Below are 25449 nucleotides of genomic sequence, written 5' to 3' on the forward strand. Positions count from 1 at the left end.
ACGGCCCGCGTCCGTTTCGCCAACGGTGAAGCTAGGCCATCTGCGCCAGGGTCTTGCGGAAGCGCGTCAGCGCGGCGAGGAAGAACAGCGTGCCGATGCCGGCGATGGCCAGCAGTTGTGGCCAGACGATCGACAGTCCGGCGCCGCGGTAGAGAATGGCCTGGGCCAGGGCGACGAAGTGGGTGGTCGGCGCCGCCAGCATGATCTGCTGCACCAGCTCCGGCATGCTCTCGCGCGGCGTGGTGCCGCCGGAGAGGATCTGCAGCGGCAGCAGCACCAGAATGATCAGCAGGCCCAGCTGCGGCATCGAGCGCGCCACGGTGCCGAAGAAGATGCCCATCGAGGTGGTGGCGAACAGGTGCAGCGCCGCACCGCCGAGGAACAGCGCCAGCGAGCCTTCGATCGGCACCTGCAACCAGCCCTGCACCACCAGCAGCAGCGACAGCGCTGCCGCCGCCAGCACCACCAGGCCCATCGACCAGACCTTGGCCAGCATGATCTCCAGCGGCGTCACCGGCATCACCAGCAGGTGCTCCACGGTGCCGTGCTCGCGTTCGCGGATCAGCGCGGCGCCGGTGAGGATGATCGACAGCATGGTGATCTGGTTGATCACCTCCATCACCGAACCAAACCAGCTGCGCGTCAGGTTCGGGTTGAACTGCACGCGCACCGCCAGCTCCGCTGCTTGCGGCAGGTCGCCACGGTAGCGGCGGACGAACTCGGCCACCTCGCTGGAACCGATGCTCTGGATGTAGCCGGCGCCGGTGAAGGCCATGCTCACCTGGGTGGCATCGACGTTGAGCTGGATCGCCGGGCTGCGCCCGGCCAGCACGTCGCGCTGGAAGTCCGGCGGGATGTTGAGGGTGAAGGTGTAGCGCCCGGAGTCCATGCCCTGGTCCATCTGGCCCAGGTCGATGCGTTCCGGGGTGCGGAAGTAGGGTGCCTGGAAGGCCTGGACCAGGCGCTCGGACAGCTGCGACTGGTCTTCGTCGACCACCGCGATGGCGGCGTTGTGCAGGCTCTCCGGCATGCTGGTGGCCGAGGAGTACACGCCCAGGCTGAAGGCCCAGAGGATCAGCAGCACCAGCGCCAGGTCATGCTGCAGGCTGCGCAGTTCCTTGATGCCGAGATGGAAGATGTTGGCCAGGCGTTCCATCACACCTCCTGTTTGCGCAGTAGGCTGGCGCTGAGCAGGGTGAGCAGCGGCACGGTCAGCGCCAGGGCGATGAAGTAGCCAAGCAGGTCGCGCAGCTCCAGCGCCTTGGAGAACACCCCGCGGCTGATCACCAGGAACTGCGAGGTCGGGTACAGCTGGCCGACCATGGCGCCGAAGCCTTCCAGCGAGGCGACCGGGTAGATCAGCCCGGAGAACTGGATGGCCGGCAGCAGGGTGGCGATGGCGGTGCCGAACACGGCGGCGATCTGGCTGTTGGTGAAGGTCGACATCAGCAGACCCAGGCCGGTGGCGCAGGCGACGTAGAGCAGCGCGCCGAGGCCGAGGGTGAACGCGCTGCCCTTCAGCGGCACGTCGAACACCGTCACCGCCAGCAGCACCAGCAGGGCGCAGTTGAACAGGCCCAGGGCGATATAGGGCAGCTGCTTGCCGATGAGGAATTCCAGGCGCGTGACCGGGGTGACGTAGAGGTTGATGATCGAACCCAGCTCCTTCTCGCGCACCACGCCGAGGGCCGTGAGCATGGCCGGGATCAGCATCAGCAGCAGCGGGATCACCGCCGGCACCATGGCCTTGAGGCTCTCTACGTCCGGGTTGTAGCGGTAGCGCACCTCCAGGCCGGCGGCGCTGGCGGCCAGCGGTTGTGGCGAGCGCCGCGCCAGCTCGGCCAGGTAGTTCTGGTGCAGGCCGGCGACGTAGCCCTTGATGGTCTCGGCGCGGGTCGGCATGGCGCCGTCGATCCACATGCCGATCTGCGGGCTGGCGCCGCGCTTGAGGTCGCGACCGAAGTGCGGCGGGATCTCCACCGCCAGGCTGATGTCGCCATTGCGCAGGCGCCGTTCCAGGTCGGCGTAATCGCGCAGCGCCGGCTTCTCCAGGAAGTAGCGCGAGCCGGAGAGGTTGCGGTGGTACTCCTGGCTGGTGGTGGTCTGGTCGCGGTCGAGCACGGCGAAGGTCAGGTCCTCGACGTCCAGGCTGATGCCGTAGCCGATGATGAACAGCAGCAGTACCGTGCCGAGCAGGGCCATGCTGCCGCGGATCGGGTCGCGGCGCAGCTCCAGGGCCTCGCGGCGGGCGTAGCTGAACAGGCGGCGCAGGCTGAAGCGCTGGCGCTGCGGTGGCGGCGCCTGTTCCAGCGGCGGCGCGGTGTTCGCCGGTTGCTCGCCGACCGCCTCCTGCAGGTAGGCGATGAAGGTCGCTTCCAGGCTGTCCAGGCCGCGCTTGGCCATCAGCCCCTGCGGCGTGTCGCTGTCGAGCACCTTGCCGGCGTGCATCAGCGAGATGCGGTCGCAGCGCTGCGCCTCGTTCATGAAGTGGGTGGAGATGAAGATGGTCACGCCGTCCTGGCGCGACAGGTCGAGCATCAGCTGCCAGAAGCCGTCGCGCGCCACCGGGTCGACGCCCGAGGTGGGTTCGTCGAGGATCAGGATTTCCGGCTGATGGATCACCGCCACGGCCAGCGACAGGCGCTGGCGAATGCCCAGCGGCAGGCGCTCGGGCAGCATGTCCATGACCGCGCCGAGATCGAAGCGGCGCGCCATCGCGGCGACGCGATCGTCGATCTGCGCGGCCGGCACATGGAACAGGCGGGCGTGCAGTTCCAGGTTCTGCCTTACCGTCAGCTCGCTGTAGAGGGAGAAGGCCTGCGACATGTAGCCGACCCGCCGGCGCGTAGCCATGTCGCGCGGGTCCACCGTCTGGCCGAACAGCAGGGCTTCGCCGGAGCTGGCCGGCAGCAAGCCGGTGAGCATCTTCATGGTGGTGCTCTTGCCGCAGCCGTTGGAGCCGAGGAAGCCGAAGATCTCGCCGCGGCGGATGCGGAACGACACCGCGTCGACCGCGACGAAGTCGCCGAAGCGCATGGTCAGGCCCTTGGCCTCGATGGCGATCTCGCTGTTGTCCTGCAGGGGCTGGATCACCACCTCGCGGTGGCCGCGGCGCTTTTCCTCCGGCAGCAGGGCGATGAAGGCCTGCTCCAGGCTGGCGCAGTCGGTGCGCGTGCGCAGCTCGGCCGGGCTGCCTTCGGCCAGTACCCGGCCGGCATCCATCGCCACCAGATGGTCGAAGCGCTCGGCTTCCTCCATGTAGGCGGTGGCCACCAGCACGCTCATCTGCGGGCGCTGCGCGCGGATACGCGCGATCAGCTCCCAGAATTGGTTGCGCGACAGCGGGTCGACGCCGGTGGTCGGCTCGTCGAGGATCAGCAGGTCAGGGTCATGGATCAGCGCGCAGCACAGTCCGAGCTTCTGCTTCATGCCGCCGGACAGCTTGCCCGCCGGGCGTTCGCGGAACGCCGACAGGCCGGTGCTGCGCAGCAGGTCGTCGATGCGGCGCTCGCGCTCGGCGGCGTCCTGGCCGAACAGGCGGCCGAAGAAGTCGAGGTTCTCGAACACCGACAGCGTGGGGTAGAGGTTCTTGCCCAGGCCCTGGGGCATGTAGGCGATATGCGGGCAGACGCGGCGGCGGTGGCGCGCGTCGGCCATATCGCCGTCGAGTACCTCGACGCTGCCGGCCTGGATCTGCCGCGCCCCGGCGATCAGCGCCAGCAGGCTGGACTTGCCGACGCCGTCCGGGCCGATCAGGCCGACCATGCGCTGCGCCGGCAGCTCCAGGTCGATGGCCTCGAGGGCGCAGGTCGCGCCATAGCGCAGGCCGACGCCGCTGAGGCGGGCGACCGCCGGGTTCATTGCGGAACCTTGATCGCCAGGTGTGCCGGCCACTCGGCCTCGGGATCAAGGCGCAGGTAGGCCATGCCGGGCACGCCGGTCTTCACCTGCTGCAGGTGCTTGCTCAGCAGCTCGGGATCGATGCGCGCCTTGACCCGGAACATCAGCTTCTCGCGCTCGCTGGCAGTTTCCACGGTCTTCGGGGTGAACTGGGCGACGCTGGCCACGTAGCTGACCCTGGCCGGAATCACGTACTGCGGCGCGGCATCGATCACCAGGCGCACTTCGCTGCCGAGGGCCACGCGGCCGGCCTGGCGCTCGGGCAGGAAGAAGGTCATGTAGACGTCGGTGAGGTCGACCAGGTTGAGCACCTTGCCGCCGGCGCCAAGCACTTCGCCCGGCTGGGTCACGCGGTACTGCACGCGCCCGGCGCGCGGCGCCTTGAGCTGGCTGTCGTCGATGTCCGCCTGCAGGCGCGCGACCATGGCGCGTGCCGCTTCGCTGGCGGACTGCGCCTCGATCGCCTGCGACTGCGCGGCGGCGATGCCGGCCGCGGCCGAGCTGACCTGGGCGCGCGCTGCCGCCAGCGCGGCCTCGGCGCTCTGCAGGCGGGCCAGGTCGTCGTCCAGCTGCTGCTGGGCCAGGGCGTTGCGCTCGACCAGCTTGGCGCTGCGGCTGTGGCGCTTGCGGGCGGCCTCCAGTTCGGCCTGGCGCTGGCGCACCACAGCCTCGGCGGCGAGTTTCTCGCTCTCGCGCAGGCGGATCTGGCTGGCCGCGGTGACTTCGCCATTCTCGGCCTGCTTGAGCTGGGCGCGGGCCTGGGCCAGCTGGGCGTCGAGCACCTGGGTGTCCATCTGCGCGAGCAGCTGGCCGGGCTGGACGAAGTCGCCCTCGTCCACGGCGATGCTGGCGATACGCCCGGCCAGCTTGGTGGCGACATCCACCTCGGTGGCTTCGATACGCCCGTTGCCGCTGGCGAAGCCTTCGCCCAGCTCGTCCGGGCGCAGCTGCCACCAAGCGGCCGCCGCCAGCAGGGCGAGGCCGGCGGCGATCAGGTAGGGCAGGGGGCGTTGCGCGTTCATCATCATGGCTTCCCTTCAGCGCCCGCACGGGGCAATGGTTAGCAGGCTTCCATTTTCTGCCGTTGGTCGTTTCGGTGGCTTGATGCAGGTCAAGCGGGCGGATCCACCTTCACGCCATTGGCGCTCCACACGCAGGTACGGTTGCGCCCCTCGTGCTTGGCCCGGTACAGCGCCTGGTCGCTGCGTGCCACCAAACCGCCGTGCTGCTCCTCGGCGACCGGCTCGGCCACCGCCAGGCCGATGCTCAGGGTCAGGCGACCCTCGGGGCTGGCGGGATGGGCGATGCCGAGGGTGGCGACCAGCTCGTGGATGCGTGCCGCCACGTGCTCGCCGCCTTCCAGGCCGGTGTTGACCAGGATGATGGCGAACTCCTCGCCGCCGTAGCGGCAGGCCACATCGCCTTCGCGCTGCAGGCTGTCCTGCAGCACGGCCGCGACCTGGCGCAGGGCGTCGTCGCCGGCCAGGTGGCCGAGGTTGTCGTTGTAGGCCTTGAAGTGATCGATATCCACCATCAGCAGCGCCAGCGGCGCGCCGATCCGGCGCAGGCGGCGCCATTCGCTCTGCAGCTGCTGGTCGAAGAAGCGCCGGTTGTACAGGCCGGTCAGCCCGTCCAGCTGCGACAGGCGCTGCAGGCGCGCCTCCAGCTCCAGGCGCTCGCTGTTGTCGCGCGACACGGCAATCAGGTACTCGCGCCCGCCCTGCTGCACCAGCTGGGTGTTGATCTCCGCCGGCTGGCGGCTGCCGTCGCGGCGGATCAGCTCGCGCTGGAAGATGCGCGACTGGTTGTCCTGCTGGGCATGGCGGACCAGTTCCAGCCAGCTGTGGAAGCCGGGCAGCAGTTTTTCCGGTTCGTCGCGCAGCAGCTGGGCGAACTGCTCCGGGCGGTAGCCGAGGTCGGCATAGGTGGCCTGGTTCATGTGCAGCAGCTCGCGGCTACGGGTGTCGAAGATGAACAGGCCGTCGTGGCTGGAATCGGTCAGGTCGAGCACCAGTTGCAGGCGCTCGCGGCTGTCGCGCAGGTGGCGCTCGATCTCCTCGCGGCGCGTGGCCTCCTCCTGCAGGCGGCGATTGGTCTGTTGCAGGGCGCCGGCGCGGCGGGCGTTCTCCAGGGCCAGGCCGAGGGCCGCGGTGAGCAGCAGGCTGATCGCCAGGCCGGCGCCCAGCACCACTTGTGGCAGCGGCGTGGACAGGCTCTGCAGCAGGCTCGCGGTGGGGCTCAGTTGCAGGCTGAAGGAGCTGTTGTTGAGCAGGCGTAACGGTACCTCGCTGGCCATGTGTGCCAGGGTGCCCGGGCGCTCGCGGCTGTACAGGCTCTGGCCGTTCTCCAGCAGGCGCACGCTGAAGCTGTCGCCGTTGAGCTGGGCGAGCAGCTGGTCCATCAGGGGCTCGACGCGGAACACGCCCTGCAGGAAGCCGTCGAAGCGCTGCTGGCCCTGGGCGTCCTGCAGGTACAGCGGCGTGTAGAGGACGAAGCCGCGCCCGCCCTGAACCAGCTGGAAGCTGTTGGAAAAGCGTTGTTCGCCGCTCTGTTTGGCCTGCATGGCCAGCGGGTAGTTGGGGTGGTCGCTGCCGAGGCGGAAGCCTGCGGCCGCCTCGTTGCCGCGCAGCGGCAGCAGCCAGCGCATCCGCAGGTCGGGGCCGACCCACTGCACCGACTGATAGGCCGGGAAGTCCATCAGCGCCAGTTCGGCCTCCTGCTCCCAGTCTTCGCGCTGCAACCGTCCGAGGTTGTTCCACAGCCGGGCAATGCGTCCCAGGCCCTCCACTTCGCCATGCAGGATCGTCTCCAGCTGGCGTGCCAGGCTGCGTGCCTGGAAGCCGACCCGTTCCTCCAGGCGCGCCTGCTGGTCACGTTCCAGCTGGTGCCAGAGCATCAGGCTGGCCGAGCACAGCACCAGGAAGAGGAGGGCCAGCGCCAGGCGCGCAGGCCAGACGGTTTGTGCGCGCATGATCGGCTCCGCAGGCTATGCACTGGTCATAGCACAGCGCCATCGGCGACTCAACGCATGGTGAGGATTGCCGCCCATTCGGCGGCGCTCACCGGCATCACCGACAAGCGGCTGCCGCGCTGCACCAGGGCCAGCTCCGTCAGGGCCGGGTTGCTGCGCAGGCGGGCCAGCGGCAGCACGTCCGGGAAGGCCTCGATGAACTCCACGTCCAGCGCGCTCCAGGGATTCTTCGCGGCGCTGGCCTTGGCATCGAAGTAGTGGCTGGCGGGGTCCAGGGCCGTGGGGTCGGGATAGGTCGCCGAAGCGATCCGCGCGATGCCGGCGATGCCCGGCTGCGGGCAGCTGGAGTGATAGAAGAAGAACAGCTCGCCCGGTTGCATGCTGCGCAGGAAGTTGCGTGCCTGGTAGTTGCGCACGCCATCCCAGCGTGCACGACCGAGCTGGCGCAGGTGAGCGATCGACAGTTCGTCGGGTTCCGACTTCATCAACCAATAAGGCATGAACTTTGCTCCTTCTTGCCGGTCTTTGCGCTGGAACTGCAAATCGTTCCAGGATATGACAGTCGCTTGGCGCCAGAACTGCGAGACATATCACTGCAGGGCAACCTGCCGTAGCGCAAGCTCGCCGGCGCCTCACAAGGCCAATAACAACACCACTACCGGTCAAGCGATGCAGTGTGCCGAAAAGGGGGAGGCAAATCGATGAAACGCAAGCCCGATATGCTGTGGGTACTGGTGATCATCTTCAGCCTGGGCATGGTTACCACGGGTTACACCCAGAGTCTCTGGGACCGTCAGGATAGCGTGACCGCCAGCCAGGCCGAGCAGTAACCGCAGTCGACGAACGCCGCAGGGAGCGCGGCGCCTCGTTCCACCTCAGGCGTACCAGCGCCGATCCGTCACCACGCCCTGCAGGCGTATGTCCCAGCTGGCCAGCGCCAGGCAATCCACTCTCTGACATTCATGGGCAACGCCCAGCAGCGTCGGCTTGTGCCAATTTTTGCGCAATTGCCGGTAGGCCAGGCTGCGGTCGTAGAAGCCGCCGCCCATGCCCAGGCGCCCGCCCTGTTCGTCGAACCCCACCAGCGGCAGCAGTACCAGGTCCAGGGTCCAGACTTTGCGCTGGCGGGCGGGCAGGTCCTGCGGCTCGGCGATGCGGAAGCGGTTGCGGCTCAGGGGCTCGCCCGGGTACACGCGCTGGAGGCTCATCCGGGTGCGCGGCCAGCGTTTCAGCACCGGCAGGTAGGTGGCCTTGCCGCGGCGCTGGGCCTCGCGCAGCAGCGGGCGCGGGTCGATCTCGCCGTCGTTGGGCAGGTACAGGGCGATGTGGCGACAGCGGCGGAACAGCGGGTGTTGCGCCAGTTGGCGATAGAGGTCGCGGGCGGCACGTTTCTGCTGTTGCGGGGAGAGCGTGCGGCGCGCCTGGCGCAGCTGGCGGCGCAGGGCCGGGCGGGACAGATTGCCGGCTTCAAGCATGAGAATCGGGACTCCCCGGGCGTGCCGCTGTCGGGTTAGCCCTTGAACCCGAAAGTTCAAGGTGGAGGTTGCAGAGGGCGTTAAGGCTTTCCGTCAGGCGGACATGCACACCGGCCCCACTGGCAACCCCCGTGGTTGTGCGTATCGGCTCAGGGACATCACCGACTGGCCAACACTCCAGGGAGCTGGCCGGCAGTATACCCCATCGCGCCGCTCTGGCATCAGAGCAATTGGCCATCCGGATCGGCGGCCAGGGCACCGTCGACGCGCTCCAGCAGGTCGCGCACCTTGGCGCGGGTGGAGTCGGCTTCCTGGTCCAGGCGCTGCTGCTTGTGCAGCAGGTCATGGGTGATGTTCAGCGCGGCCATCACGGCGATGCGGTCGGCACCGATGACTTTGCCGCCGGAGCGGATCTCGCGCATCTTGCCGTCCAGGTAGCGGGCGGCGCTCTCCAGATTGGCGCGCTCGTCCGCCGGGCAGGCGATGCAGTATTCCTTGTCGAGGATATGTACGGTAACGGTGTTCGGCTGGGTCATGAGTCCTGCTCCAGGGCCTTCAGGCGCGAAATCATCGCTTCGACCTTGAGCCGGGCCATTTCGTTCTTTTCGATCAGATGGGCGCGTTCCTCGCGCCAGGCCTTCTCACTGGCCAGCAGGGCGCGGTTCTGCGACTTGAGCTGCTCGACGCGCTGAATCAAGAGTTCCAGCTTGCGCGAGAGGGCTTGCAGTTCGGCGTCTTCCATCGGCTCTACCAGGGCTGTGAGTGGCTGCACTATAAAGGATGCGCGGCGGCGGTGCGATGGCCCGCGTGCGCCTGCCGGTGCTAGGATACGGAGCCTCCATTCTAGAGATCGCGCGGTTCAGCGCCTAGTTGCCATGTCCACTTCGAATTCCCCCTACGCCGCCTTCGCCGCCCTGCTGGCGAGCACTGGCAAACCCGTTTCCCCTGCCGAACTGCATGGCCTGCTGCTCGGTCGCAGCTGCGCCGGTGCCGGCTTCGAGGCCGAGCCCTGGATCGCCGATGCCAGCGAGCTGCTCGGTGGCGAGCCGGCCGACAGCGTGCGCCAGGCGCTGGTCGGCCTGCAGGAGATGGTCAAGGGCGAGCTGTCCGGCAGCGACATCACCCTGGTCCTGCTGCTGCCCGCCGATGACGCGCCGCTGGCCGAGCGGGCCAAGGCCCTGGGCCAGTGGTGCCAGGGCTTCCTCGACGGCTTCGGCATGGTGGTCGGCAACGCACCGCTGAGCGCCGAGGCCATGGAAGTGCTGCAGGACCTCTCCGCCATTGCCCAGGTGCAGAGCGGTCTGGAGGAGTCCGAGGACGGCGAGAGCGATTATATGGAAGTGATGGAGTACCTGCGCGTCGCCCCGCTGCTGCTGTTCGCCGAATGTGGCAAGCCCGCCGCGCCGGCCCCGAAACCTTCCCTGCATTAAGGTCGAGCCCATGGTCAGCATCCCCCGCGCAGAATATGCCCGCCGGCGCAAGGCGCTGATGGAGCAGATGGTGCCCAACAGCATCGCCATCCTGCCGGCGGCGCCGGTCTATATCCGCAACCGCGACGTCGAGCACGTCTACCGCCAGGACAGCGACTTCCAGTACCTCACCGGCTTCCCCGAGCCGGAGGCGGTGATGGTGCTGATCCCCGGCCGCGAGCATGGCGAGTACGTGCTGTTCTGCCGCGAGCGCGACCCCGAGCGCGAGCTGTGGGACGGCCTGCGCGCCGGCCAGGACGGAGCGGTGACGCAGTACGGCGCCGACGATGCCTTCCCCATCGGCGATATCGACGACATCCTGCCCGGCCTGATCGAGGGCCGCGAGCGGGTCTACTACGCGATCGGCACCAACGAGAAGTTCGATCACCGGCTGATGGAGTGGATCAACGTGATCCGCTCCAAGGCCCGCCAGGGCGCGACTCCGCCCAACGAATTCGTCGCCCTCGACCACCTGCTGCACGACATGCGCCTGTACAAGAGCGCGGCCGAGGCCAAGGTCATGCGCGAGGCCGCCGAGATCAGCGCGCGCGCCCATGTGCGCGCCATGCAGGTCAGCCGCGCCGGCCTCTACGAGTACCACCTGGAAGCCGAGCTGGACTACGAGTTCCGCAAGGGCGGGGCGAAGATGCCGGCCTACGGCTCGATCGTCGCCGCCGGACGCAACGCCTGCATCCTGCACTATCGCGAGAACGACGCGCTGCTGCGCGACGGTGACCTGGTGCTGATCGACGCCGGTTGCGAGATCGACTGCTACGCCAGCGACATCACCCGCACCTTCCCGGTCAGCGGCAAGTTCTCGCCCGAGCAGAAGGCCATCTACGAGCTGGTGCTGGCCGCCCAGGAGGCCGCCTTCAAGGAAATCGCCCCGGGCAAGCACTGGAACGAGGCGCACGAGGCCACCGTGCGGGTGATCACCGCCGGCCTGGTCGAGCTGGGCCTGCTCGAAGGCGCGGTCGACGAGCTGATCGCCGCCGAGGCCTACAAACCCTTCTACATGCACCGCGCCGGCCACTGGCTGGGCATGGACGTGCACGACGTCGGCGACTACAAGGTCGGCGGCGAGTGGCGCGTGCTCGAGCCGGGCATGGCGATGACGGTCGAGCCGGGCATCTACATCGCCGTGGATAACGACAAGGTCGCCAAGAAATGGCGCGGCATCGGCGTTCGCATCGAGGATGACGTGCTGGTGACCAAGACCGGTTGCGAGATCATCACCGGCGGCGTGCCCAAGACCGTGGCCGAGATCGAGGCGCTGATGGCCGCCGCGCGTGAGCAGGCGGCCTGAGTCATGAGCCGCGTGCAGCTGGCGATCATCGGTGGTGGCCTGGTCGGTGCGAGCCTGGCCCTGGCCCTGCAGGCCGGCGCGCGGGCGCGCGGCTGGCGCATCCTGCTGGTCGAGCCCTTCGCCCCCGGCAATGACTACCAGCCGAGCTACGATGCCCGTTCCAGTGCGTTGTCGCAGGGCAGTCGGCTGATCTTCGAGCGCCTCGGTGTGTGGCCGCAGCTGGCCGAGCGCGCCGAGGCCATCACGCAGATCCAGGTCTCTGACCAGGGCCGCTTCGGCGCTACCCGCCTGAGTGCGGCGGACGAAGGCGTGCCGGCGCTCGGCTACGTGCTGGAGAACGCCTGGATGGGCCACTGCCTGTGGAAGGCGCTGGACCCGGCGGTGGTCGAATGGCGCTGCCCGGCGGAAGTCGTCCGCCTGGAGGCGCTGGGCGACGGTTACCGCCTGCACCTGAACGACGACACCAGCCTCGACTGCGACCTCGCGGTGCTGGCCGATGGCGGCCGTTCCGGCCTGCGCGAGCAGCTGGGCATCGCCGTGCGCCACACGCCCTACGACCAGTGCGCGCTGATCGCCAACGTCACCCCCGCCGAGCCGCATGGCGGCCAGGCCTTCGAACGCTTCACCGAGCAGGGGCCGCTGGCCCTGCTGCCGCTGTCGGACAACCGCTGCGCGCTGGTCTGGACCCGCCCGCCGGTGGATGCCGAGCGCCTGCAGCAGTTGCCCGAGCGCGCCTTCCTCGGCGAGCTGCAGCAGGCCTTCGGTTATCGCCTCGGCAGCCTGCGCCAGGTCGGCGCGCGGCATTTGTACCCGCTGGCGCTGGTCGAGGCCGCCGAGCAGGTGCGCCCGCACCTGGTGCTGCTGGGCAATGCCGCACACAGCCTGCACCCGGTGGCCGGGCAGGGCTTCAACCTGTCGCTGCGCGATGCCCAGACCCTGGCCGAGTGCCTGCTGGCCGGGCCGCAGGTGCCTGGTGACTTCGCCACCCTGCAGCACTACCTGCAGCGGCAGAGCCAGGACCAGGCGATGACCGTCGGCTTCTCCGACCGCGTCACCCGCCTGTTCGGCCGCGACGAGTCGCTGCTGGTGGCCGGGCGCACCCTCGGCCTGCTCGGCCTCGACCTGCTGCCGCCGGCCAAGCGCTGGTTCGCCCGCCAGGCCATGGGCCTGGGCACCCGCAGCCTATGACTGAGCGCAAGCTTGCCCGCCGCGCTCGCCTGCTGCGCCTGGGCCTGAACCTCTATCCGCCCTACCTCGGCGCCGGCATCCGCGTGCGCGAGATCAGCCCGGACTTTCGCCGCGTGCGGGTGCGCATGGGCCTTGGCTGGTACAACCGCAACTATGTGCGCACCCAGTTCGGCGGCTCGCTGTACAGCATGACCGACCCCTTCTTCATGCTCATGCTGATGCAGCTGCTGGGGCGCGACTACATCGTCTGGGACAAGGCCGCCAGCATCGACTTCATCAGCCCCGGCAAGGGCCCGGTGCATGCCGAGTTCCGCATCGACGACGAGCTGCTGGCACAGATTCGCCAGCACACCGCGGGCGGCGACAAGTACCTGCCTGAGCTGCGCGTGGAGGTGCGTGACGACGAGGGCACCCTGGTCGCCATCGTGCACAAGACCCTGTACATCCGCCTCAAGCCGCGTGCGCGGCAGACAGCCTAAGGAAACAGCATGCAAGCGGACCTGATCATCGTTGGCGCCGGCATGGTCGGCAGCGCCCTGGCCCTGGCCCTGGAGCACAGCGGCCTGGAGATCCTGGTGGTCGACGGCGGCCCGCTCAGCGTCAAACCCTTCGTTGCCGAGGGCGCCTTCGAGCCGCGGGTCAGCGCGCTGTCTGCCGCCAGCCAGCGCATCCTCGAGCGCCTCGGCGTGTGGGCCGGCATCGCCGCGCGGCGCGTCTCGCCCTACCGCGACATGCGCGTGTGGGACGGCTCCGGCACCGGCAGCGTGCATTTCGCCGCCGCCAGCGTGCATGCCGAGGTGCTCGGCCATATCGTCGAGAATCGCGTGGTCCAGGATGCCCTGCTCGACCGTCTGCACGACAGCCAGATCGGCCTGCTCGGCAGCGCCCGCCTGGAGCAGTTGCGCCGCTCCGGTGATGGCTGGCTGCTGACCCTGGCCGACGGCCGCGAGCTGCGCGCGCCGCTGCTGGTGGCCGCCGACGGCGCCAACTCGGCGGTGCGCCGCCTGGCCGGCTGCGCCACCCGCGAGTGGGATTACCTGCACCACGCCATCGTCACCAGCGTGCGCTGCGAGCGTCCGCACCAGGAAACCGCCTGGCAGCGCTTCACCGACGACGGTCCACTGGCTTTCCTGCCGCTGGCGCGCCAGGGCGACCAGCACTGGTGCTCGATTGTCTGGTCGACCGTGCCGGCCGAGGCCGAGCGCCTGATGGCGCTGGACGACGAGGCGTTCCGCCACGAACTGGGCAAGGCCTTCGAATGGCGTCTGGGCCAGGTCACGGCGGCCGACCCGCGCCTGTGCATCCCGCTGCGCCAGCGTCACTCCAAGCGCTACGTGGAGAGCGGCCTGGCGCTGATCGGCGACGCTGCCCACAGCATCCACCCGCTGGCCGGGCAGGGGGTCAACCTCGGCTTCCTCGACGCCGCGGTGCTGGCCGAAGTGCTGCTGCATGCGCTGCAGCGCGGCGAGCAGGCCAATGATGTGCGCGTGCTCAGCCGCTACGAACGCCGGCGCATGCCGCACAACCTGGCGATGATGGCGGCCATGGAGGGCTTCGAGCGCCTGTTCCAGGCCGACCCGCTGCCGATCCGCCTGCTGCGCAACAGTGGCCTCAACTGGGTCGACGAGCTGCCGGACGCCAAGGCCCTGTTCGTCCGTCGTGCCCTCGGCCTGGTCGGCGACCTGCCTGCGCTGGCCCAGGCCTGAGGCGGGGTGGGCAACACCCGGTAACGCTGCGGCCTAAAGTCACGTTGATAAGCTAAATAGCATTCACTACCATTCAGCCTCTTTCGAAACAACAAGAGGCAGCACCCATGCAGCTCCGTTCCGGTTTCCTGGCCACTCTGGCCCTCTCCGCCCTGGCCGGCACCGCCCAGGCCGCCGATGAAATCGTCGTCTACACCGCGCGTATCGACGAGCTGATCAAGCCGGTGTTCGATGCCTATACCGCCAAGACCGGTACCCCGATCAAGTTCATCACCGACAAGGAAGCCCCGCTGCTGGCGCGTCTCAAGGCCGAAGGCGAGAACACCCCGGCCGACCTGCTGATCACCGTCGACGCCGGCAACCTCTGGCAGGCCGAGCAGGAAGGCGTGCTCAAGCCGCTCAAGTCCCCGGTCATCGAGGCCAACATTCCCGCCCAGTACCGCGCCAGCAGCGGTGCCTGGACCGGCCTGTCGCTGCGCGCGCGGACCATCTTCTATTCCACCGAGCGGGTGAAGCCGGAGGAGCTGTCGACCTACGAGGCCCTGGCCGACAAGAACTGGGAAGGCCGCCTGTGCCTGCGCACCAGCAAGAAGGTCTACAACCAGTCGCTGACCGCCACCCTGATCGAGGCCCATGGCGAGGCCAAGACCGAGGAAATCATCAAGGGCTGGGTGAACAACCTGGCCACCGACGTGTTCGCCGACGACACCGCCCTGCTGCAGGCCATCGACGCCGGCCAGTGCGACGTGGGCATCACCAACACCTATTACTACGGCCGCCTGGCCAAGCAGAACCCGGCGCTCAAGGTCAAGCCGTTCTGGCCGAACCAGGCCGACCGTGGCGTGCACGTCAACCTCTCCGGTGCCGGCGTGACCAAGCATGCCCCGCACGCCGAGGCCGCCCAGCAGCTGCTGGAGTGGATGACTTCGGCGGAGGCGCAGAACCTGTTCGCCGACCTCAACCAGGAGTACCCGGCCAACCCGGCGGTCAAGCCGTCCGCGGAAGTGGCGGCCTGGGGCGAGTTCAAGGCCGACAGCGTGCCGGTGGAAGTGGCCGGCAAGCGCCAGGCCGAAGCCACCAAGCTGATGGACCGCGCCGGCTGGAACTGATGCCTGGCTCCCCTCTCCCACTGGTGGGAGAGGGGGTGGGTGAGAGGGTGATGGCAGCCCTCTCCCCAGCCCTCTCCCGTGAACGGGAGAGGGAGCATCCACTCCGTGCATCCGCTGCCGTTATACTCGACGCCCCGGCCAGCCCGGGGCGTTTCGTTTCCGCCTGCCAGGAGTCCGCGTGAGCCATTCCGTACAGCGCCGCTGGTATCCCATCGCGCTCGCCATCGCCGCCCTGGTGCTGCTGCCGCTGTCGGTGTTGCTGCTGTCCTGGCACGAGGTCGATGGCGAGATCTGGGCGCATCTGTGGGCCACGCAGATGCCGCGCCTGCTGGGCAACACCCTGCTGCTGGTCAGCGGGGTGAGCGTCGGTGTGGTGCTGCTCGGCGTCAGCCTGGCCTGGCTCACCAGCCTCTGTGAGTTTCCCGGGCGGCGTTGGCTGGACTGGGCGCTGATGCTGCCCTTCGCCATCCCCGCCTATGTCCTGGCCTTCGTCTTCGTCGGCCTGCTGGATTTCGCCGGGCCGCTGCAGAGCCTGGCGCGTGAGTGGTTCGGCAGCGGCATCCGCTTCCCGCGGGTGCGTTCCAGCGGCGGGGTGATCCTGGTGCTGGTGCTGGTGTTCTACCCCTACGTCTACCTGCTTGCCCGCGGCGCCTTCCTGGCCCAGGGCAAGGGCCTGATGGAGGCGGCGCGGGTGCTCGGCCTGTCGCCCTGGCAGGCGTTCTGGCGGGTGGCCCTGCCGATGGCGCGGCCGGCCATCGGCGCCGGCCTGGCGCTGGCGATCATGGAGACCCTGGCCGACTTCGGCGCTGTCTCGGTGTTCAACTTCGACACCTTCACCACCGCCATCTACAAGACCTGGTACAGCTTCTACAGCCTGTCCAGCGCTACCCAGCTGGCCAGCCTGCTGCTGCTCGCCGTGCTGCTGGTGCTCTACGGCGAGCGCCGTGCCCGCGGCGCCAGCCGCCCGGCCAGCGAACGCCCGCGCGGCAAGCCGCTGTACCGCCTGCACGGCTGGCAGGCCTTCGCCGCCAGCGCCTGGTGCGGCCTGGTGTTCGCCTGCGCCTTCGTCGTGCCCATGCTGCAGCTGCTGGTGTGGTTCTGGCAGCGCGGCCGCTTCGACCTGGACGAGCGCTACGTCGGCCTGATCCTGCATACCCTCTGGCTCGGCGCCAGCGCGGCCCTGCTCACGGTGGGCGTGGCCCTGCTGCTGGCCTTCGCCCGCCGCCAGGCGCCGACCCGGCCGATGCGCGCGCTGGTCAGCACCGCCAACCTGGGTTACGCGCTGCCCGGTTCGGTGCTGGCGGTGGCCATCATGCTGGCCTTCAGCTGGTTCGACCGCGAGCTGGTGATACCGCTGTCCGCCTGGCTCGGCGGTGCCGGCAAGCCACTGCTGCTGGGCAGCCTGTTCGCCCTGCTGCTGGCCTACCTGGTGCGCTTCATGGCGGTGGCCTACGGCCCGCTGGAAAGCAGCCTGGCGCGCATTCGTCCGTCGCTGCCGCAGGCCGCGCGCAGCCTCGGCGTCGGCGGCCCGGCGCTGTTCCTGCGGGTCTACCTGCCGCTGCTGCTGCCAGGGGCACTGTCGGCGGCGCTGCTGGTGTTCGTCGACGTGCTCAAGGAAATGCCGGCCACCCTGCTGATGCGCCCCTTCGGCTGGGACACCCTGTCGGTACGCATCTTCGAGATGACCAGCGAGGGCGAATGGGCGCGCGCCGCGCTGCCGGCGCTGACCCTGGTGCTGGTCGGCCTGCTGCCGGTGATCGGTCTGATCCGCCGCTCGGCCCGCCAGCCCGGGCACTGACCGGCTTCTGACCGGTCGGTCGGCTACCGGGGTGACCGGGCGCGTGCGCGGGGCTACAATGCGCGCCTGCTTACGCAGCCGTCCATGAACCCCGCACCCGCCGCCAACCGGCAGGGCAGGGGCCCGCAGAAGGAGTTATCCATGGGACAGCGTACACCCCTGTATGAACAGCATCTGGCGCTCGGCGCCAAGATGGTCGATTTCGGCGGCTGGGACATGCCGCTGCACTACGGTTCCCAGGTCGAGGAGCACCACCAGGTGCGCCGCGACTGCGGCGTGTTCGACGTCTCCCACATGACCGTGGTCGACATCACCGGCGCCCAGGCCAAGGCCTGGCTGCAGCACCTGCTGGCCAACGACGTGGAGCGCCTGAAGACACCCGGCAAGGCCCTCTACAGCGGCATGCTCAACGAGCGCGGCGGGGTCATCGACGACCTCATCGTCTACCTCACCGACTTCGGCTACCGCATGGTGGTCAACGCCGCCACCCGCGACAAGGACCTGGCCTGGATGCAGGCGCAGACCGCCGGCTTCGAGGTCGTTCTCAACGAGCGCGCCGAGCTGGCCATGCTCGCCATCCAGGGCCCCAATGCCCGCGCCAAGACCGCCGAGCTGGTGACCCCGGCGCGCGCCGCGCTGATCCACGAGCTCAAGGTGTTCCAGGGTCTGCCGGAAGGCGACTGGTTCATCGCCCGCACCGGTTACACCGGCGAGGACGGCCTGGAAATCATGCTGCCGGCCGTCGAGGCCCCGGCCTTCCTCAGTGAACTGGTCGGCGCCGGTATCGCCCCGATCGGCCTTGGCGCGCGCGATACCCTGCGCCTGGAAGCCGGCATGAACCTGTACGGCCAGGACATGGACGAAGACACCTCGCCGCTGGCCGCCAACATGGCTTGGACCATCGCCTGGGAGCCGGCCGAGCGCCAGTTCATCGGCCGCAGCGCCCTGGAGCGCCAGCGCGCCGAAGGCAGCCAGCCCAAGCTGGTCGGCCTGGTGCTGGAAGAGCGCGGCGTGCTGCGCGCCCACCAGGTGGTGCGGGTGGAAGGCGTGGGCGAGGGCGAGATCACCAGCGGCAGCTTCTCGCCGACCCTGAACAAGTCCATCGCCCTGGCCCGCGTGCCGGCCGCCACCGGCGACCGCGCCGAGGTGGAGATTCGCGGCAAGTGGTATCCGGTGCGCGTCGTGCAAGCGAACTTCGTGCGCAACGGTAAAGCTGTCATCTGATTCGGATGGCGCGGGGCAGAGCCCGCGCCAGCTGCTAAATTTTCCGGGCGGCCGATCCGCCCAGCGATTTCGAGGAGTACGACATGAGCAACATTCCCGCCGATCTGCGTTACGTCGCCAGCCACGAGTGGATCCGCCTGGAGGCCGATGGTTCGGTCACCGTGGGCATCACCGACCATGCCCAGGAAGCTCTGGGTGACGTGGTCTACGTCGAGCTGCCGGAAGTCGGCAAGCAGCTGGCCAGCGGCCAGGAAGCCGGCGTAGTGGAGTCGGTGAAGGCCGCCTCGGACATCTACGCGCCGATCTCCGGCGAAGTGCTGGCGGTCAACGAGGCCCTGGCCGATGCCCCCGAGCAGGTCAACGGCGAGCCCTACGCCGCCTGGTTCTTCAAGCTCAAGCCGAGCAACCCGGCCGAGCTGGAAGAGCTGCTCGACGCCGCCGGCTACCAGGCCGTCTGCTCCGCCGATGCCTAAGGTGTCTGGCCGCGTCTAGCACGCGGCCTGCGCCGCGCAATCCGATTTCCGCTGTCGAGCCTCGATCCGTCGAGGCTCTGTCATTTTCCGAGAGCCACGCCATGTCCCAGACGCCCCGTCTCGATCAACTGCAACAGCCCGATGCCTTCCTTCGCCGCCACCTCGGCCCGGACGCCCGCGAGGAGCAGGCCATGCTCGACGCCCTCGGCGTCGCCAGCCGCGAAGAGCTGATCGTGCAGACCGTGCCGCCGGCCATCCGTCTCAACCGCGAGCTGGACCTGCCGGCGGCGCTGGACGAGCAGGGCGCCCTGGCCAAGATCAGGGGCTATGCCGAGCAGAACCAGCTGTGGACCAGCCTGATCGGCATGGGCTACCACGGCACCATCACCCCCACGGTGATCCTGCGCAACCTGCTGGAGAACCCGGGCTGGTACACCGCCTACACCCCCTACCAGCCGGAAATCGCCCAGGGTCGCCTGGAGTCGCTGCTGAACTTCCAGCAGCTGACCATCGACCTGACCGGCCTGGACCTGGCCAGCGCCTCGCTGCTCGACGAAGCCACGGCCGCCGGCGAGGCCATGGCCCTGGCCAAGCGCGTGGCGAAGAGCAAGAGCAACCTGTTCTTCGTCGACGAGAACAGCCACCCGCAGACCATCTCGGTGGTGCAGACCCGTGCCGAAGGCTTCGGCATCGAGGTCAAGGTCGGCGCGCTGGACGAACTGGCTGGCCTGGAAGTGTTCGGCGCCCTGCTGCAGTACCCGGACACCCACGGCGAGATTCGCGACATCAAGCCGCTGATCGAGCAGCTGCACGCGCAGAACGCCCTGGCCTGCGTGGCCACCGACCTGCTCAGCCTGCTGCTGCTGACCCCGCCGGGTGAGCTGGGCGCCGACGTGGTGTTCGGCTCGGCGCAGCGCTTCGGCGTACCCATGGGCTACGGCGGTCCGCACGCGGCCTTCTTCGCCACCCGCGACGCGTTCAAGCGCGCCATGCCCGGGCGCATCATCGGCGTGTCCAAGGACGCCCGTGGCAACACCGCGCTGCGCATGGCCCTGCAGACCCGCGAGCAACATATCCGCCGGGAAAAAGCGAATTCGAACATCTGCACCTCGCAGGTGCTGCTGGCCAACATGGCCAGCTGCTACGCCGTCTACCACGGCCCGCAGGGCCTCAAGCGCATCGCCCAGCGCGTGCATCGCCTCACTGCAGTCCTGGCCGCCGGCCTGGAGCAAAAGGGCGTCAAGCGCGACAACCAGCACTTCTTCGACACCCTGACCCTGGATGTCGGCGGCATGCAGACCGCCATCATCGAGTCGGCCAAGGCCGCGCGCATCAACCTGCGCATCCTCGGCCGCGGCAAGCTGGGTGTGAGCCTGGACGAGACCTGCTCGGCGCAGACCGTCGAGCAGCTGCTGTGCATCTTCCTCGGCGCCGACCACGGCCTGTCCGTCGCCGAGCTGGATGCGAGCCTGGTCAACGATGGCATCCCGGCCGCCCTGCAGCGGACCTCCAGCTACCTGACCCACCCGGTGTTCAACAGCCACCACAGCGAAACCGACATGCTGCGCTACCTCAAGCGCCTGGAGAACAAGGACCTGGCGCTGAACCAGGCGATGATCCCGCTCGGTTCCTGCACCATGAAGCTCAACGCCACCAGCGAGATGATCCCGGTCACCTGGCCCGAGTTCGGTGCCCTGCACCCCTTCGTGCCGGCCGACCAGGCCGCCGGCTACAAGCTGATGATCGACGAGCTGGAAGCCTGGCTGCGCGCCATCACCGGCTTCGACGCCATCTGCATGCAGCCCAACTCCGGCGCCCAGGGCGAGTACGCCGGCCTGCTGGCGATCCGCAAGTACCACGAGAGCCGCAACGAAGGGCACCGCGACATCTGCCTGATCCCGGCCTCGGCCCACGGCACCAACCCGGCCTCGGCGCAGATGCTCAACATGCGCGTGGTGGTGGTCGAGTGCGACGCCGCCGGCAACGTCGACATGGCCGACCTCAAGGCCAAGGCGGCTGAGGCCGGCGACAAGCTGTCCTGCCTGATGATCACCTATCCCTCGACCCACGGCGTGTACGAGGAAGGCATCCGCGAGATCTGCGAGATCGTCCACAGCTTCGGCGGCCAGGTGTACATGGACGGCGCCAACCTCAACGCCCAGGTCGGCCTGGCGCGTCCGGCCGACATCGGCGCCGACGTGTCGCACATGAACCTGCACAAGACCTTCTGCATCCCGCACGGCGGTGGCGGCCCGGGCATGGGCCCGATCGGCGTGCGCGCGCACCTGGCGCCCTTCGTCGCCAACCACCCGGTGGTCGAGCTGCAGGGGCCGAACCCGCAGAACACCGCGGTCAGCGCCGCGCCCTGGGGCAGCGCGAGCATCCTGCCGATCAGCTGGATGTACATCGCCATGATGGGCCCGCAGCTGGCCACCGCCACCGAGACCGCGATCCTCAACGCCAACTACCTGGCCAGCCAGCTCAAGGGCGCCTTCCCGGTGCTCTACAGCGGCCGCAACGACCGCGTCGCGCACGAGTGCATCCTCGACTTGCGTCCGCTCAAGGCCGAGACCGGCATCAGCGAGGAGGACGTGGCCAAGCGCCTGATGGACTACGGCTTCCACGCCCCGACCATGAGCTTCCCGGTACCGGGCACGCTGATGATCGAGCCGACCGAGAGCGAGTCGAAGGAGGAGCTGGACCGCTTCATCGAGGCGATGCTGAGCATCCGCGCCGAGATCGCCAAGGTCGCCAGCGGCGAGTGGCCGGCGGACAACAACCCGCTGAAAAACGCGCCGCACACCCTGGCCGACGTCACCGGCGTGTGGGATCGTCCGTACAGCATCGCCGAGGCGGTGACGCCGTCTGCCCACACCCTGGCGCACAAGTACTGGCCGGCGGTGAACCGCGTGGACAACGTCTACGGCGACCGCAACCTGTTCTGCGCCTGCGTGCCGATGGACGACCACCGCGAGTAAGGAGCTGCCCGTGATCCGGCCCGCGAGATCCTGGGTCGGTTCCGTGCTTCAGCGCCGATGCAGAGGCCGCCCATGAGGCGGCCTCTGTGTTTCTAGCCGGCGTGGTGCGCCATCCACTGCAGGAACTCGGCCTCGGCCAGTGGCCGGGCAAAGTGGTAGCCCTGGCCCAGCGAACAGCCCTGCTGGCGCAGCCAGTCGAGCTGGGCGGGGTTCTCGATGCCCTCGGCCACGCACTCCAGGCCGAGGTTGCGGGCGATCACCAGGATGGTCTGCACCAGCAGGCGACCGCTGTCCTCGGCGCCTTCCAGGTCGTTGATGAAGCTGCGGTCGACCTTCAGGCGGTCCAGCGGCAGGCGCTTGAGGTAGGTCAGCGAGGAGTAGCCGGTACCGAAGTCGTCGATGGCGAAGCGCACGCCGCGCTGTCGCAGCGCATGCATGGTGGCGATGCAGTGCTCGACGTCCTCCAGCAGCACGCCTTCGGTGATCTCCAGTTCCAGCGCGCCGCTGGGCAGGTCGTGGCGTTGCAGGCAGGCCTCTATGCGCGCGGCGCAGTCGTGCTGACGCAGTTCGCGCGGGCTGAGGTTGACCGCCAGCACCAGCTGCGGCCACTGCCGTTGCCAGCGTGCCAGGCAGGCGCAGGCCTGCTCCAGCACCCAGTGGCCGAGCTCGCGGATCAGCCCGGTTTCCTCGGCCAGTGGGATGAACTGCGCCGGCGGGATCTCGCCGCGCTCCGGATGGCGCCAGCGCAGCAGCACCTCGGCACCGGCGACCCGGCCGGTGGCCAGCGCCAGTTGCGGCTGGAACACCAGGTACAGCTGCCCGCGCGCCATCGCCTGGCGCAGTTCGCTCTGCAGCTGCAGGCGCTGGTCGATCACCGCCTGCATCTCCGCGGCGAAGAAGTGCAGGGCGTTGCGCCCGGCATGCTTGGCCCGGTACATGGCGGTGTCGGACTGCTTGAGCGCATCGGCGGCGTTCTGCCCCGGCAGCGGGTGCAGGGTCACGCCGATGCTGGCGGTCACCGCCAGGTCGTGCTCGTGGATATGGAAGCTGCCCTGCAGGCTGGCCAGCAGCTTGTCGCCCACCTCGGCGGCCAGTTCGGCGGCATGCTCCTGGCTCTCGGCCAGGGCCTCCAGCAGCACCACGAACTCGTCGCCCCCCAGGCGCGCCAGGGTGTCCTCGGCGCGCAGGTGCTGCCCCAGGCGCGCGGTGACCTCGCGCAGCAGGGCATCGCCGACCGGGTGGCCGAGGCTGTCGTTGACCGTCTTGAAGTGGTCCAGGTCGATGAACAGCAGGGCGCCGAAGCTGCCTTCGCGGCGCTCGCGGGCCATGGCGTGCTGCAGGCGGTCCTGCAGCAGGCGGCGGTTGGGCAGGCCGGTCAGCTCGTCGCTGTAGGCCAGGCGCTCGATCTCGCGCTGGTAGCGCTGGCGCTCGGAGATGTCGGTGATGCTGGCGCGGATCAGCAGCGGTTCGCCCGGCATGCGTACCAGGCGCACCTCGCAGGGCAGCAGGCGGCCGCCACTGTCGCGGTGCAGCCACTCGAACACCGGGGTCTGGCCGGCGATGGCGGCCTCGACATGCCCGCGGCTGAGCGGTTCGGAGAGGCTGCCGTCGGCCTGGCGCGGCGGGCTCAGCTCGCTCGGCTTGCGCCCGAGCAGCTCGCTGCGGGCGAGGCGGAACAGGCGCAGGGCATTGGCGTTGGCATCGATGATGCCGCCTTCCGGGTTGAACAGCAGGATGGCCTCCGGCGCGTGCTCGACCAGGGTGCGGTAGCGCGCCTCGGCCTCGCGCCGCGCGGTGATGTCCTCCACCAGGGTCAGGCAGGCCTCCAGGCGACCCTGCGGGTCGCGCACCGCGCGCAGGCTGAGGCGGGTGTAGACCGGGCTGCCATCCTTGCGCAGGAAGCGTTTCTCCAGCTCGTAGTCGTCGCGCCGGCCATCGCACAGGTCGGCGAACAGCGCTTCTTCCTGCCCAAGGTCCTGCGCGTGGCTGATCTCCAGCCAGTGGCTGGCGCGCAGCTCGTCGCGGCTGCGGCCGAGGATCTGGCACAGCTTGGCGTTGACCTCCAGCCACTGGCGCTGCGGGCTGACCATGGCCATGCCGACCAGCGGCGCCTCGAAGAACAGCCGCAGCCATTCGTCGCGCTCGCGTAGCCGGCGCTCGGTGAGCTTGCGCGCGCTGATGTCCTGGATCGCCCCGTACAGCCGCACCACGCGCTTGCCATCCAGCTCCGGCAGGCCCTTGAGACGTATCCAGCGCTGCGTGCCGCGGGCGCCGATCAGGCGTACCTCCATGTCGAATGGCTCGCCGTTGGCCAGCACCCGCTGCAGGGTCTCGTTCATCAGGCGCTGGCTGGGCTCGTCGTAGCGCGCCAGGGCGCCCTGCATGTCCGGCGCGCCGCCGGCCGGGTCCAGTTCGTTGAGGCGGAAGCAGCCCTCGGTCCAGTACATGCGCTGGCTGGCCACCTCCAGCACCCAGCCGCCGATGTCGGCCACCGCCTCGGTCTGGGTCAGCAGGTGGGTCTGGCGCAGCAGCTCCTCGCGGCGCGCGGCCAGCTCGGTGGCCAGGCACTCGCGCTGGGTCACGTCGTGGTTGAGGGCGATCACATGGCTGAGCCGGCCCTGCTCGTCGAGCAGCGGGGCGATGGTCACCTCGTTCCAGAACGTCTGGCCATTCTTGCGCACGTTGCGCAGCACCTCCTGGTGCACCTGGCCGCGCGCGATGGCCTGGCGGATGCGCAGCAGCTGCGGTGTCTCGCCCTGTTCGGCCAGCAGCAGGCGGCTGGAACTGCCGATGAGTTCCGCCCGGCTGTAGCCGCTGATGCGCTCCATCGCCGGGTTGCAATAGATGAAGGGCACCTGCGCCTGGCGCACATCGGATATCGATACGCCGAGCGGGCAGGCCTGCAGGGCCAGGTTGGCCAGGGTCAGCTCCTTCTGCATCGCCTCGCTGTGCTGCAGGGCGTTGTGCAGGTCGCCCAGGGCGCGGCCGACCAGCAGGGCGGCGATCATCAGCAACAGCACGCTGAAGTGCATTTCCAGGTGTTGCAGGCTGTGCCAGTCGATACCGGCGAAGCCGCCGAGCAGCGGCATGGCGAGCACCGCCAGGCTGGTCAGTGCCGCGCCCCAGAGCGCACCGCCAAAGCCCCAGAGCAATGCCAGGGCCAGCATCATCGCGCCGATCATCGGCAATACCAGCAGCAGCGGCAGCCACAGCAGCAGGAGCGGCACGCCGAGCAGCAGCGCGCCGGCCAGCCACCAGGGCAGGTGCCGGGCCGCCTGTGGCGGCGGTCCGCTCGCCCCGGGTGCGGCCAGGGCCCAGCCGCGGCGGCGCAGCCAGGGGGTGGCCAGCACCAGCAGCGGCAGGCTGGTGCCCAGCACGGTCAGGCTGTCGGCCAGCCACAGGGTCAGCGCGGTCTGCCGCCACTGCTCACTGGCCAGCTGGCCGCTCAGCTGCAGGTTGCCCTGTACCCAGAGCCCGACCAGCAGGGCCGGCAGCAGGGTGCCGAGGAGGATGAAGGCGAGCAGGCTGCGCACGTCCGGCAGCTGGGCGTCGCAGCGCCGCTGCTTGAGCAGCAGCCAGGCGAGGCCGATGCACAGGGTTTCCGGCAGGGCGTAGAGCGGCGCCCAGCGCCAGTCGAGCCCCCACAGGGGAATGCTGAACAGGGCGTTGAGGTAGAGCGCCGGCAGCACCCGCGGCCCCCACCAGAGAATGAAGGCCAGGCCGAGGGCGAACGGCAGGTACCAGAGCGCCGCGCCGCTGACGAACTGGGTCGAGAGGGACATCCAGGTTCCCAGGTGGAGCAGTGGCAGCGGCAGCCACCAGGTCCACCTCGGCAGTCGGTCGGAATCCACA

20 protein-coding genes and 1 other RNA gene are annotated in these 25449 nt (G+C 69.1%); 11 read left to right on the forward strand and 10 right to left on the reverse strand.

What is annotated here, in order from left to right; translation table 11 throughout:
- Positions 1-31: 31 nt before the first annotated feature.
- The 5 genes from DMO17_RS12600 to DMO17_RS12620 form a co-directional block, all read right to left on the reverse strand.
- On the reverse strand, positions 32-1156 hold the full coding sequence (locus DMO17_RS12600) for an ABC transporter permease (RefSeq protein ID WP_110682838.1): 1125 nt from the start codon (positions 1154-1156) through the stop codon (positions 32-34).
- Complete coding sequence (gene rbbA / locus DMO17_RS12605) at positions 1156-3861, reverse strand: ribosome-associated ATPase/putative transporter RbbA (protein WP_110682839.1); 2706 nt, start codon at positions 3859-3861, stop codon at positions 1156-1158. The genes DMO17_RS12600 and rbbA overlap by 1 nt, the downstream gene beginning before the upstream one ends.
- The gene (locus DMO17_RS12610) at positions 3858-4922 is read right to left on the reverse strand and encodes an HlyD family secretion protein (RefSeq protein ID WP_110683031.1); all 1065 of its coding nucleotides are present in this window, start codon (positions 4920-4922) and stop codon (positions 3858-3860) included. Before DMO17_RS12610 ends, rbbA begins: the two co-directional genes overlap by 4 nt.
- Positions 4923-5011: 89 nt before the next feature.
- Complete coding sequence (locus tag DMO17_RS12615) at positions 5012-6871, reverse strand: sensor domain-containing diguanylate cyclase (RefSeq protein WP_110682840.1); 1860 nt, start codon at positions 6869-6871, stop codon at positions 5012-5014.
- Between the two features lie 50 nt (positions 6872-6921).
- Positions 6922-7371, reverse strand: a complete 450-nt coding sequence (locus tag DMO17_RS12620) for an EVE domain-containing protein (protein WP_110682841.1) — start codon at positions 7369-7371, stop codon at positions 6922-6924.
- Between the two features lie 201 nt (positions 7372-7572).
- Here DMO17_RS12620 and DMO17_RS19860 point away from each other — a divergent pair, with 201 nt between their 5' ends.
- On the forward strand, positions 7573-7701 hold the full coding sequence (locus DMO17_RS19860; protein ID WP_258371535.1) for a hypothetical protein: 129 nt from the start codon (positions 7573-7575) through the stop codon (positions 7699-7701).
- A gap of 45 nt (positions 7702-7746) precedes the next feature.
- Here DMO17_RS19860 and DMO17_RS12625 read toward each other — a convergent pair whose 3' ends face one another.
- The 4 genes from DMO17_RS12625 to DMO17_RS12640 all read right to left on the reverse strand — a co-directional run bounded on the left by DMO17_RS12625 (position 7747) and on the right by DMO17_RS12640 (position 9088).
- A complete protein-coding gene (locus tag DMO17_RS12625; RefSeq protein ID WP_110682842.1) occupies positions 7747-8346 on the reverse strand; it encodes a 5-formyltetrahydrofolate cyclo-ligase in 600 nt (199 codons plus the stop codon).
- 8 nt (positions 8347-8354) lie between these two features.
- Positions 8355-8533, reverse strand: a non-coding RNA gene (ssrS, locus tag DMO17_RS12630) — 6S RNA.
- 34 nt (positions 8534-8567) lie between these two features.
- Positions 8568-8882, reverse strand: a complete 315-nt coding sequence (locus DMO17_RS12635; protein ID WP_021699051.1) for a cell division protein ZapA — start codon at positions 8880-8882, stop codon at positions 8568-8570.
- Positions 8879-9088: a TIGR02449 family protein gene (locus tag DMO17_RS12640; protein ID WP_021699050.1), complete on the reverse strand. Its 210-nt coding sequence runs from the start codon at positions 9086-9088 to the stop codon at positions 8879-8881. Before DMO17_RS12640 ends, DMO17_RS12635 begins: the two co-directional genes overlap by 4 nt.
- 133 nt (positions 9089-9221) lie before the next feature.
- Here DMO17_RS12640 and DMO17_RS12645 point away from each other — a divergent pair, with 133 nt between their 5' ends.
- The 10 genes from DMO17_RS12645 to gcvP all read left to right on the forward strand — a co-directional run bounded on the left by DMO17_RS12645 (position 9222) and on the right by gcvP (position 21597).
- Positions 9222-9776, forward strand: a complete 555-nt coding sequence (locus tag DMO17_RS12645) for a YecA/YgfB family protein (RefSeq protein WP_110682843.1) — start codon at positions 9222-9224, stop codon at positions 9774-9776.
- 10 nt (positions 9777-9786) lie between these two features.
- Entirely contained in the window at positions 9787-11121 is a 1335-nt protein-coding gene (gene pepP / locus DMO17_RS12650; protein WP_110682844.1) for a Xaa-Pro aminopeptidase, read from the forward strand.
- A gap of 3 nt (positions 11122-11124) precedes the next feature.
- The gene (gene ubiH, locus DMO17_RS12655; RefSeq protein ID WP_110682845.1) at positions 11125-12309 is read left to right on the forward strand and encodes a 2-octaprenyl-6-methoxyphenyl hydroxylase; all 1185 of its coding nucleotides are present in this window, start codon (positions 11125-11127) and stop codon (positions 12307-12309) included.
- Complete coding sequence (locus tag DMO17_RS12660; RefSeq protein ID WP_110682846.1) at positions 12306-12788, forward strand: DUF4442 domain-containing protein; 483 nt, start codon at positions 12306-12308, stop codon at positions 12786-12788. The genes ubiH and DMO17_RS12660 overlap by 4 nt, the downstream gene beginning before the upstream one ends.
- Positions 12789-12797: 9 nt before the next feature.
- Complete coding sequence (locus DMO17_RS12665) at positions 12798-14015, forward strand: 2-octaprenyl-3-methyl-6-methoxy-1,4-benzoquinol hydroxylase (RefSeq protein ID WP_110682847.1); 1218 nt, start codon at positions 12798-12800, stop codon at positions 14013-14015.
- A 107-nt stretch (positions 14016-14122) separates the two neighbouring features.
- The gene (locus tag DMO17_RS12670; RefSeq protein WP_110682848.1) at positions 14123-15124 is read left to right on the forward strand and encodes an extracellular solute-binding protein; all 1002 of its coding nucleotides are present in this window, start codon (positions 14123-14125) and stop codon (positions 15122-15124) included.
- A gap of 178 nt (positions 15125-15302) precedes the next feature.
- Positions 15303-16922, forward strand: coding sequence for an ABC transporter permease (locus DMO17_RS12675; protein ID WP_110682849.1), 1620 nt, complete (start codon positions 15303-15305; stop codon positions 16920-16922).
- A 141-nt stretch (positions 16923-17063) separates the two neighbouring features.
- Positions 17064-18146: a glycine cleavage system aminomethyltransferase GcvT gene (gene gcvT / locus DMO17_RS12680; RefSeq protein ID WP_110682850.1), complete on the forward strand. Its 1083-nt coding sequence runs from the start codon at positions 17064-17066 to the stop codon at positions 18144-18146.
- An 83-nt stretch (positions 18147-18229) separates the two neighbouring features.
- Positions 18230-18619 carry a glycine cleavage system protein GcvH gene (gcvH, locus tag DMO17_RS12685; protein ID WP_110682851.1) on the forward strand — a complete coding sequence of 130 codons (390 nt, stop codon included), beginning with the start codon at positions 18230-18232 and terminating at the stop codon, positions 18617-18619.
- A gap of 101 nt (positions 18620-18720) precedes the next feature.
- Positions 18721-21597, forward strand: a complete 2877-nt coding sequence (gene gcvP / locus DMO17_RS12690) for an aminomethyl-transferring glycine dehydrogenase (RefSeq protein WP_110682852.1) — start codon at positions 18721-18723, stop codon at positions 21595-21597.
- Positions 21598-21689: 92 nt separating this feature from the next.
- Here the strand turns inward: gcvP and DMO17_RS12695 are convergent, their stop codons facing one another.
- On the reverse strand, positions 21690-25379 hold the full coding sequence (locus tag DMO17_RS12695; RefSeq protein ID WP_258371536.1) for a bifunctional diguanylate cyclase/phosphodiesterase: 3690 nt from the start codon (positions 25377-25379) through the stop codon (positions 21690-21692).
- Positions 25380-25449: the final 70 nt, after the last annotated feature.

Origin of the sequence: Aquipseudomonas alcaligenes, assembly GCF_003205495.1 — a bacterium.
Lineage (GTDB): Bacteria > Pseudomonadota > Gammaproteobacteria > Pseudomonadales > Pseudomonadaceae > Aquipseudomonas > Aquipseudomonas alcaligenes_B.

What these genes read in the sequence shown, in the direction of transcription:
- DMO17_RS12600 (WP_110682838.1), bottom strand. Translation starts at nt 1,156, where the DNA reads ATGGAACGCCTGGCCAACATCTTCCATCTCGGCATCAAGGAACTGCGC.
- rbbA (WP_110682839.1), bottom strand. Translation starts at nt 3,861, where the DNA reads ATGAACCCGGCGGTCGCCCGCCTCAGCGGCGTCGGCCTGCGCTATGGC.
- DMO17_RS12610 (WP_110683031.1), bottom strand. Translation starts at nt 4,922, where the DNA reads ATGAACGCGCAACGCCCCCTGCCCTACCTGATCGCCGCCGGCCTCGCC.
- DMO17_RS12615 (WP_110682840.1), bottom strand. Translation starts at nt 6,871, where the DNA reads ATGCGCGCACAAACCGTCTGGCCTGCGCGCCTGGCGCTGGCCCTCCTC.
- DMO17_RS12620 (WP_110682841.1), bottom strand. Translation starts at nt 7,371, where the DNA reads ATGCCTTATTGGTTGATGAAGTCGGAACCCGACGAACTGTCGATCGCT.
- DMO17_RS19860 (WP_258371535.1), top strand. Translation starts at nt 7,573, where the DNA reads ATGAAACGCAAGCCCGATATGCTGTGGGTACTGGTGATCATCTTCAGC.
- DMO17_RS12625 (WP_110682842.1), bottom strand. Translation starts at nt 8,346, where the DNA reads ATGCTTGAAGCCGGCAATCTGTCCCGCCCGGCCCTGCGCCGCCAGCTG.
- DMO17_RS12635 (WP_021699051.1), bottom strand. Translation starts at nt 8,882, where the DNA reads ATGACCCAGCCGAACACCGTTACCGTACATATCCTCGACAAGGAATAC.
- DMO17_RS12640 (WP_021699050.1), bottom strand. Translation starts at nt 9,088, where the DNA reads ATGGAAGACGCCGAACTGCAAGCCCTCTCGCGCAAGCTGGAACTCTTG.
- DMO17_RS12645 (WP_110682843.1), top strand. Translation starts at nt 9,222, where the DNA reads ATGTCCACTTCGAATTCCCCCTACGCCGCCTTCGCCGCCCTGCTGGCG.
- pepP (WP_110682844.1), top strand. Translation starts at nt 9,787, where the DNA reads ATGGTCAGCATCCCCCGCGCAGAATATGCCCGCCGGCGCAAGGCGCTG.
- ubiH (WP_110682845.1), top strand. Translation starts at nt 11,125, where the DNA reads ATGAGCCGCGTGCAGCTGGCGATCATCGGTGGTGGCCTGGTCGGTGCG.
- DMO17_RS12660 (WP_110682846.1), top strand. Translation starts at nt 12,306, where the DNA reads ATGACTGAGCGCAAGCTTGCCCGCCGCGCTCGCCTGCTGCGCCTGGGC.
- DMO17_RS12665 (WP_110682847.1), top strand. Translation starts at nt 12,798, where the DNA reads ATGCAAGCGGACCTGATCATCGTTGGCGCCGGCATGGTCGGCAGCGCC.
- DMO17_RS12670 (WP_110682848.1), top strand. Translation starts at nt 14,123, where the DNA reads ATGCAGCTCCGTTCCGGTTTCCTGGCCACTCTGGCCCTCTCCGCCCTG.
- gcvT (WP_110682850.1), top strand. Translation starts at nt 17,064, where the DNA reads ATGGGACAGCGTACACCCCTGTATGAACAGCATCTGGCGCTCGGCGCC.
- gcvH (WP_110682851.1), top strand. Translation starts at nt 18,230, where the DNA reads ATGAGCAACATTCCCGCCGATCTGCGTTACGTCGCCAGCCACGAGTGG.
- gcvP (WP_110682852.1), top strand. Translation starts at nt 18,721, where the DNA reads ATGTCCCAGACGCCCCGTCTCGATCAACTGCAACAGCCCGATGCCTTC.
- DMO17_RS12695 (WP_258371536.1), bottom strand. Translation starts at nt 25,379, where the DNA reads ATGTCCCTCTCGACCCAGTTCGTCAGCGGCGCGGCGCTCTGGTACCTG.